This window comes from Mesorhizobium sp. M5C.F.Ca.IN.020.32.2.1 (assembly GCF_004023105.1).
Taxonomy (GTDB): Bacteria; Pseudomonadota; Alphaproteobacteria; order Rhizobiales; family Rhizobiaceae; genus Mesorhizobium; species Mesorhizobium wenxiniae.
The window spans coordinates 1-1,682 of record NZ_RZSX01001130.1; the positions used below are offsets into that span (position 1 = coordinate 1).

Below are 1,682 nucleotides of genomic sequence, written 5' to 3' on the forward strand. Positions count from 1 at the left end.
TGATGACCATGGCGGTGGCAAGGTTCCAGTCGCGGCCGGAGAAGTTCGGGTCGACATAGGTGACGAGCTTGGCAAGGTTGTCGAACGACTTCTTCATCGTGTCGGACTTGAGCTGCTCCTCGTCGAGGTCGTTGAAGGCCTTCTTGTAGAACTCAGGTCCGCCGGTCGACAGCACGACCGAATCGAACATGGTGGCTTCCTGCCAGTTCTGGCCGCCGAGCGCGAGCGGGATGACGCCCGCCGCCTTGGCCTTGTCGAGCAGCGCGATGAATTCGTCGAAGGTCTTGGGCTCGGTGCCGCCGAGCTTGTCCATCACCGCCTTGTTAATCCACAGCCAGTTGACGGAGTGGACGTTGACCGGAGCCGCGACCCACTTGCCGTCATAGACCGAGAATTTCTGCAGGGCGGCCGGAACGGATTTGTCCCAGCCTTCCTTTACCGCCGTCTCGGTCAGGTCGCCCATCACGCCGGCCGCGGCATAATCGAGCACGGTATAGCCGAGCATCTGGGAGGCGGTCGGGTAGTTGCCAGCCGCGACCATCGCCTTCAGCGCGGTCATGGCGGCGTCGCCGCCGCCGCCGGCCACGGGCACGTCCTTCCAGGCAAAACCTTGCTTGGCCAGATCCTCCTTGAGCACGTTCAAAGCAGCCGCTTCGCCCCCAGACGTCCACCAATGCAGCATCTCGACTTCCTTGACGTCCTGAGCGTGAGCCGCGAACGCAAGACCCGAGCCGAGAGCCGTTCCGATAAGCAATTTGCGCAACATGTACTTCCTCCCTTGTTGCAGCTACACGACCGGCGGTTGTCCGCCGGGTTCTTCCCAACTCAGCCGACCCACCATCCGGTGCGCTGGCCGCGATGAAACTGGATCGTCTTTTCCTCGGTATAGTCCTCGACGGCGCGCTTGCCGAGTTCGCGTCCGAGACCGGACTGCTTGTAGCCTCCGAAAGGCAGCTCGGGATAACCTTCCATGAACGTGTTCACCCAAACGGTTCCCGAACGCACATTCCGCGCCACCGACATGCAGGTGTCGATGCTGGCGCTCCACACACCCGCCGATAAACCATAGGGCGTGTTGTTGGCGATGCGCAACGCCTCTTCAATCGATTCAAACGTCAGTACCGAGAGCACCGGGCCGAACACTTCTTCACGTGCAATGGCCATGTCTTCGGTGACGCCGCGAAGGATGGTCGGGTCGAGATACTGACCGGCACTGGAGGCGATCTGCTTGCCGCCGCTGTAGACGCTGCTGCCGTCGTTTGCCGCCGCCGCCACATAGCCGGTCACCTTGGCCAGGTGCTCGGAAGAGATCATCGCGCCAACCTTGGTGCTGATATCGAGCGGATCGCCGACGGTGACCCTTGCGGTGAGCGCCTTCACTGCGCCGAGGAAGTCGTCGGCGATCGCCTCGTGGACGATCAGCCGGCTGCCGGCGTTGCAGCATTCGCCGGCGTTGAAAAAGCCGCCGAACACCGCCGCGTCGGCCGCCGCTTCGAGGTCGGCGTCTGGAAAGACGATCTGCCCGTTCTTGCCGCCGAGCTCCATCGAGACTTTCTTCAGAGAGTTCGCAGCCGACGCCATGGTCATCTTGCCGACCCGGGTGGAGCCGGTGAACGACACCATCTCGACCAGCGGATGGCTGACCATCGGCGCGCCGACATCCGCGCCCAGGCCAGCGCGGA

At 62.9% G+C, this 1,682-nt stretch carries 2 protein-coding genes; both read right to left on the minus strand.

The genetic code is table 11. The features are described from left to right. A partial coding sequence (locus EOA86_RS33585; RefSeq protein WP_164892283.1) for an ABC transporter substrate-binding protein occupies positions 1-766 on the minus strand: 766 nt, incomplete at its 3' end. 59 nt (positions 767-825) lie between these two features. Further along, a partial coding sequence (locus tag EOA86_RS33590; RefSeq protein ID WP_128345473.1) for an aldehyde dehydrogenase family protein occupies positions 826-1,682 on the minus strand: 857 nt, incomplete at its 5' end.